The 6,533-nt window shown below is 66.8% G+C and carries 8 protein-coding genes; 6 read left to right on the plus strand and 2 right to left on the minus strand.

Translation table 11 applies throughout. From position 1 onward, the window contains the following. The 4 genes from PO768_RS27220 to PO768_RS27235 form a co-directional block, all read left to right on the plus strand. Positions 1 to 689, plus strand: a 689-nt coding sequence (locus tag PO768_RS27220; RefSeq protein WP_272648561.1) for an MFS transporter, incomplete at its 5' end; no start/stop codon positions are given. Further along, entirely contained in the window at positions 674 to 1,216 is a 543-nt protein-coding gene (locus tag PO768_RS27225) for a DUF3833 domain-containing protein (protein ID WP_262969021.1), read from the plus strand. The genes PO768_RS27220 and PO768_RS27225, both read left to right, overlap by 16 nt. Positions 1,217 to 1,219: 3 nt before the next feature. Next, positions 1,220 to 2,005: an SDR family NAD(P)-dependent oxidoreductase gene (locus tag PO768_RS27230; protein ID WP_272648562.1), complete on the plus strand. Its 786-nt coding sequence runs from the start codon at positions 1,220 to 1,222 to the stop codon at positions 2,003 to 2,005. Next, a complete protein-coding gene (locus PO768_RS27235) occupies positions 2,006 to 2,425 on the plus strand; it encodes a nuclear transport factor 2 family protein (RefSeq protein WP_269839190.1) in 420 nt (139 codons plus the stop codon). 4 nt (positions 2,426 to 2,429) lie between these two features. Here the strand turns inward: PO768_RS27235 and PO768_RS27240 are convergent, their stop codons facing one another. Next, positions 2,430 to 3,290, minus strand: a complete 861-nt coding sequence (locus PO768_RS27240) for a universal stress protein (RefSeq protein ID WP_272648563.1) — start codon at positions 3,288 to 3,290, stop codon at positions 2,430 to 2,432. A gap of 78 nt (positions 3,291 to 3,368) precedes the next feature. On the opposite strand from PO768_RS27240, the gene PO768_RS27245 reads away from it, so the two are divergent. Next, positions 3,369 to 4,775 (plus strand): HAD-IB family phosphatase, encoded by a 1,407-nt coding sequence (locus tag PO768_RS27245; protein WP_272648564.1) that lies wholly within the window; start codon positions 3,369 to 3,371, stop codon positions 4,773 to 4,775. Here PO768_RS27245 and corA read toward each other — a convergent pair. After that, complete coding sequence (corA, locus tag PO768_RS27250; protein ID WP_272648565.1) at positions 4,768 to 5,742, minus strand: magnesium/cobalt transporter CorA; 975 nt, start codon at positions 5,740 to 5,742, stop codon at positions 4,768 to 4,770. The genes PO768_RS27245 and corA overlap by 8 nt on opposite strands. A gap of 475 nt (positions 5,743 to 6,217) precedes the next feature. On the opposite strand from corA, the gene hpf reads away from it, so the two are divergent. After that, on the plus strand, positions 6,218 to 6,533 hold a 316-nt coding region (gene hpf, locus PO768_RS27255; RefSeq protein WP_272648566.1), incomplete at its 3' end, for a ribosome hibernation-promoting factor, HPF/YfiA family.

Genomic DNA, 6,533 nt, shown 5'->3' on the forward strand with positions numbered 1-6,533 from the left:
CACGGCCCAGCGAGCGCAGCGCGGCCGAGCAGGGGCTGGCCCTGGCCTGGCGCACGCCGGGCTTTCGCCGGCTGTTGCTGGTCTTCCTGCTCAACGGCATTGCCGCCGCGATACCGGCGACGCTGCTGCTGTTCTTTGTGCGCGACCGCCTGCAGACGCCGGCGGCCGAGGGGCTGTATCTGGCCAGCTATTTCGTGGCCGCCGCGCTGTCGATGCCGCTGTGGCTGCGCGTGGTGGCCCGGCTGGGCCGGGCGCGCGCCTGGCTGGCGGCGATGCTGCTGGCGGTGCTGAGCTTTGCCTGGGCAAGCAGCCTCGCCGCCGGCGATCAGCTGGGCTTTGTGCTGGTCTGCCTGGCCAGCGGTGCGGCGCTGGGCGCCGATCTGGCCATCCCCGGCGCGCTGCTGACCGGCGTGGTGCAAGGCGCCGGCCTGGCCGGCCGGGCCGAGGGTGTGTTCTTCGGCTGGTGGAATTTCGCCAACAAGCTCAATCTCGCGCTGGCCGCCGGCCTGGCCCTACCGCTACTGCAATGGCTGGGCTATGCGCCGGGCCAGCGCGACCCCGCCGCCTTGCAGGCCCTGACCTGGGCCTACTGCCTGCTGCCCTGCGCGCTGAAACTGGCCGCCGCTGGCGCGCTTTACGTGCTGATCATCAAACCCGAGCAGGAGGCTGTTTCATGCGCCCCGAACTGAATCGCCGTCATCTTCTCGTCCTTGGCGGCGCCCTGCTGCTGGCCGGCTGCGCCTCGGCGCCTACGCCGGCCGACTACGCCGGCCAGACGCCGACCCTGGACCTGCGGCAGTACTTCAACGGCCCGCTGCTGGCGCATGGCGTGTTCACCGACCGCGCCGGCAAGGTGCAGCGCCGCTTCACGGTCGATCTGAAAGGCAGCTGGCAGGGCGACGAGGGCCTGCTGGAAGAGGACTTCAAGTACAGCGACGGCAAGACCGAGCGCCGCGTCTGGCGCCTGCGCCATCTGGGCGGCGGCCGCTACAGCGGGCGGGCCGACGATGTGGTTGGCGAGGCACGCGGCGAGGCCGCCGGCAATGCGCTGCGCTGGAGCTACACGCTGCGGCTGCCGGTCGACGGCACAGTCTATGAGGTCGATTTCGACGACTGGATGTATCTGATCGATGACAAGGTCATGCTGAACAAGGCGCAGATGAGCAAGTTCGGTGTGCGCCTGGGCGAAGTGACCTTGTCCTTCCAGAAGCGCTGAGCCATGTCGCTCAACCCCAAGCTGCAGCACTGGCAGGGCAGGACTGCCTGGATCGTCGGCGCCTCCAGCGGCATCGGCCGGGCGCTGGCCGAGGCCCTGCATGGCGCCGGTGCGCGCGTGGTGGTCTCGGCGCGCCAGGCAGCGCTGCTGCTGGAGTTCGTTCAGGCCCATCCGGGCAGCACGGCGCTGCCGCTGGACGTGCAGGACGCAGCGGCCCTGCGTGCGGCCGTGGCCCAGCTGCAGGCCAGCCATGGCCAGATCGATGCCTGCATCTTCTGCGCCGGCCACTACCAGCCGATGCGGGCCCAGCAGTTCGGGCTTGACGAGGCCGTGCGCCATCTGCAGATCAACTATGTCGGCGCGCTGAATCTGCTCGATGCGCTGCTGCCCCAGCTGCTGCGCCAGGCTCAGGCGGGGCGCGGGGGTCATCTGAGCCTGGTCTCCAGCGTGGCCGGCTACCGCGCGCTGCCCAAGTCCATGGCCTATGGTCCGGCCAAGGCGGCGCTGACCCATCTGGCCGAGGCGCTCTATCAAGACCTGTCCCCGGAAGGCCTGGGCGTCTCGGTCGTGCATCCCGGCTTTGTCGCAACCCCGCTGACCGCCGGCAACGACTTCCATATGCCGGCGCTGCTGAGCCCCGCCCAGGCCGCGCAGGCCATGCTGGACGGCTGGGCCGACGGCCGCTTCGAGATCCATTTTCCGAAGCGCTTCACGCTCTGGCTCAAGCTGCTGCGCCTGCTGCCCTACAGTCTTTACTTTCGCGCGGTGCGCCGCGCCACCGGACTCTGAATGGACCCACGCGCCCAAGCCATCGTCACGCTGTTCGAACAGCTGCAGCCCACCGACATCGCACGGCTGGGCCGGCATTACGACGAGGCCGCCTATTTTCGCGACCCCTTCAACGAGGTGCACAGCCTGAGCGCGATCCAGGCCATCTTTGCCCATATGTTCGAGGCCCTCGATGCGCCCCGCTTCAAGGTGCTGGAGACGCTGGTCGAGGGGGACCAGTGCTTTCTGTGCTGGGACTTCGAATTCGGCCTGCGCGGCCGTGCGCAGACCATCCACGGCAGCAGCCATCTGCGCTTCGGCAGCGACGGCCGGGTCGTCTACCACCGCGACTACTGGGATGCGGCCGAGGAGCTGTACGAGAAGCTGCCGCTGGTCGGCGCCCTGCTGCGCCTGATCAAGCGCCGGCTGCGCGTCACCTAGCGCTTCAGTGCGACATCAGCACCGGCACCGTCATCGACTCCAGCATCGTGCGCGTGACGCCGCCCAGTACCAGCTCCCACAGCCGGGTATGGCCAAAGCCGCCCATCACGATCAGATCAGCGTCGCTGTCGGCCGCCTGTGACAGCAAGGCCTCGGCCACCGAGGCATCCGGTGTCCACGGCGAGATCAGGCGCTCACCCAGGGAGGACTCGGGCCGCTGCAAGACCTTGAGCTCGGCCTCGACACCGTGCAGGCGCAGATAGGCCTGGGCGCGCAGCAGCGGCTCGGGTCCGGCGAGCTCGCTCTCGGCAAAACGCACCAGCTCGACCCGCTGGGCGCGCCGCAGCAAGGGCAGCGCATCGCGCAGCGCCCGCGCACTCTCGCGCGAGTCACGCCAGGCCACCAGCACCCGCTCGCCGCAACGCGGCGTCTCGTGCACATAGGGCACGAACAGGATGGGGCAGGCGCCTGAGACCAGCAGGCGGCCGACCAGGCCCTCGGGCAGGCCGTGCTGCTGCCCAGGCTCCTGCTGGCCCATCACCAGCAGATCGCTGTTGCGCGCCGCCTGCACCATCTCGGTGGCCGCATCGCTCATCACGCTGGCGAAGCTGATCTCGCCGCCGGCCGCCGCCACCAGATCGGCCGCGCGCTGCTGGCGGGCCTTGTCGGTATCGCCACGCAGCTGCACCGCCAGGCTCGAGGCCTCGGGCGAGATATAGGCGCCCGAGGCACTGGGCGCCACCGCATAGACCGCCTGCAGGCGCGCGCCGTGCTCGGTCGCCAGCCGCCGGGCCAGACCCAGCACCTGGGCCGAGCGCGGGCTGTCGCAGACATGAACCACCATTGATCGGATCGTTGTGTCCATTTGTGACCCCTATTGTCGGCTCGACACCCCGATGATAGGGTCGGCGCCCCTGGACAGCGACCATGTCAAACTCGGACCATGGAGAACAAGCACAACCTCACCGTCCTGATTCCGGCGCTCAACGAGGAGCGCCAGATCGGCGACGTCATCGCGGTGGTGCGCCGCCAGGCGCCCGATGTGGAGATCATCGTGATCGATGACGGCTCGATCGATGCCACCATCGAGCGGGCCGAGGCCGCCGGCGCCCGCGTCGTCACCAGCACCTTGCTGGGCAAGGGTGCCTCGATGGTGGATGGCCTGAACCTGGTGCAGACGCCCTGGGTGCTCTATCTGGACGCCGACCTGGGCGGCCTGCGCGGCGACCTGATCGAGCGCATGACCGGGCCGCTGGCCGAGGGCTCGGCCGATCTGGTCAAGGCGCGCTTCTCGCGCAGCGGCGGCCGCGTCACCGAGCTGACGGCCAAGCCGCTGCTGCGGGTGTTCTTCCCCGAGCTCGCGCATTTCGTCCAGCCGCTGGGCGGCATCATCGCCGGCACGACGGCCTTGCTGCGCACCCTGACCCTGGACGATGACTACGGTGTCGATGTCGGCATCCTGATCGATGCGCATCTGAAGGGCGCGCGCGTGGTCGAGGTCGAGATCGGCGAGATCGTCAATGACAGCCAGCCGCTGGACCGGCTCTCACTGATGGCGCAGCAGGTCAGCCGCGCCATCATGCACCGCGCCAAGGCCAGCAACCGCTTCTCCTTCGAGCAGTTCCTGGAGCTGGAGGAGGTCGAGCGCCAGTCGCGCGGCACCTTCGAGCGCGTGGCCCGCCGCCTGGCCAGCGCCGACAAGGTCGCGCTGTTCGATATGGACGGTACGCTGATCGAGGGCCGCTTCGTCGAGACCATGGCCAAGCACAGCGGACGCGAGGCCGAGCTGGCGCGCTGGCTGGACCGCCATGATATCGACGCCTCGACCCGCAGCGACTCGATTGCCCAGGTCTTCAAGTTCGTGCATCAGCGCGAGTTCGTGCGGGTCGCGCGAGAACTGCCGCTGCGTGAGGATGCGGTCGACGCGATCAAGCGCCTGCGCCGCGAGGGCTGGCTGGTGGGCGTGGTCAGCGACAGCTATTTCATCGCCGCCGACATCGTGCGCCGGCGCGTCTTCGCCGACTTCGCGATCGCCCACTTCATGAGCTTCGGCAACGAGATCAGCACCGGCACCGTGCGCATCAACCCGGCCTTCCGGCACGGCGACTCACCGAGCCCCGAGCTGGTCAGCAAGGCCAATGTGCTGCGCCATCTGCGCGACCAGGCGCGGCCCGGCAGCTTGTTCATCGCCGCCATCGGCGACAACCTGAATGATGTGCCGATGCTGGCTGGCGCCGATGCCGGCTTCACGATCGCGCCCAAGCACGAAGACCTGCGCCGGGGCTCCTGGCGCGAGGTGCAGCGCCTGAGCGAGGTCAGCGACGCGCTGCTGAGCGCGGCGACTACCTGAGCCAGCCCTTGCGGCGGAAATAGATGAAGGGCGCGGCCACCGAAGCCAGCATCAGCCCGAGCGCGAAGGGGTAGCCCCAGGCCTGGTCAAGCTCGGGCATGTACTTGAAGTTCATGCCGTAGATGCTGGCGATCAGCGTGGGCGGCAGCAGGGCCACGCTGGCCACCGAGAAGATCTTGATGATCTTGTTCTGGTTGATGTTGATGAAGCCGACGGTGGCGTCCATCAGGAAGTTGATCTTGTCGAACAGAAAGGCGGTGTGCGAGTCCAGCGAGTCGATGTCGCGCAGGATCTGGCGTGACTCCTCGAACTGCTCGGCGTTCAGCATGCGGCTGCGCATCATGAAGCTGACCGCGCGCCGTGTGTCCATCACATTGCGGCGGATGCGGCCGTTCAGGTCTTCCTCGCGCGCGATCGCGGCCCGCCCCACGCCGGCCTCGGCATCGTTGACGTCCTTCTTCAAGACCCGCGCGCTGACCTTCTCCAGGCTGTCGTAAATGCCTTCCAGCGCGTCGGCCGAGTACTCGGCATCGGCGTCGTAGAGCTTGAGCAGCACATCCTTGGCATCCTCGATCAGCGCCGGGATGCGGCGTGCGCGCAGGCGCAGCAGCCGGAACACCGGCAGGTCCTCGTTATGGACCGAGAACAGCACGTTGTTGAACAGGATGAAGGCGACCCGCACATTGCGCGGCGTCTCGTCGTCATCGATCAGGAAGTCCGAGCGGATATGCAGCTCGCCGTTGTCTTCCTCGTAGAAACGTGCCGATTCCTCCAGATCGTCATCGACGATGTTCTCCGGGATCACCAGGCCGAAGCGGTCGCGTATCCAGCCCTTTTCCTCGACGCTGGGGCTTTCCAGATCGACCCATACCGGACGCGATTGGGCCAGGGCCTCGGGGCTTTCGATTTCTTCCTGAAACAACCCGCCCTTCAGGCGGCCATTGTCCAAGGTGAACACATTGAGCATGCAACAGATCTCCAGCGCCGCTGCGCCGTCATAGCGGGGGACGGCATGGTCGCCATCCGGATAGGGATAAGGGGTCCCGTCTCACTCCGGACTGGCGGCTGCGTCTGCAAAAGCAGTAACGCGGCGGGCTGCAGGCACTGGAGGGACGGTCACCGAGGGTGATCGCTGTCCAAGGAAAACTCCAGAGATTGGGTGCTGTGATTATCACATCGCGACATTGGCCGCAGCAAGCCAACAGCGCATTGAAGCACAGCTTTGGTCCCGCCGGGGCTCGGCACTGCGAAAGGCTCGGGCATTCATGTCAAACGCTTGTCACACAAGCGCATCGGGCGCACACTGATTTCGCCCTCTGCAGTTTCTCAACCCCACCTCTGCTACCGCTCCCCACCCCCCCAATCTCCCGAACCCTGATCCCTGACATCCCTGTCCACTCCCCGATTCCGTGTTCCCTGTCCACCCTGTGAAAGGAGGCTCTATGAACCTGACTATCAGCGGCCATCATCTTGAAGTCACGCCGGCCCTTCGTGAGTACGTGCTCACCAAGCTAGACCGGGTGACCCGCCATTTCGATCAAGTCGTCGACATCAACGTCTTGCTGATGGTGGAAAAGCAAAAGGAGAAGGAACGCAGGCAGAAGGCCGAAGTGACCGTCCATGTGAAGGGACGCGATATTTTCGTTGAGCAGTCTCATGAGGATCTTTATGCCGCGATTGACCAATTGATGGACAAGCTGGATCGTCAGGTATGCCGTCACAAGGACCGGGTGCAGGATCACCACCACGCCTCGGCCA

It is taken from the genome of Paucibacter sp. XJ19-41, assembly GCF_028462495.1.
Taxonomy (GTDB): domain Bacteria; phylum Pseudomonadota; class Gammaproteobacteria; order Burkholderiales; family Burkholderiaceae_C; genus Roseateles_E.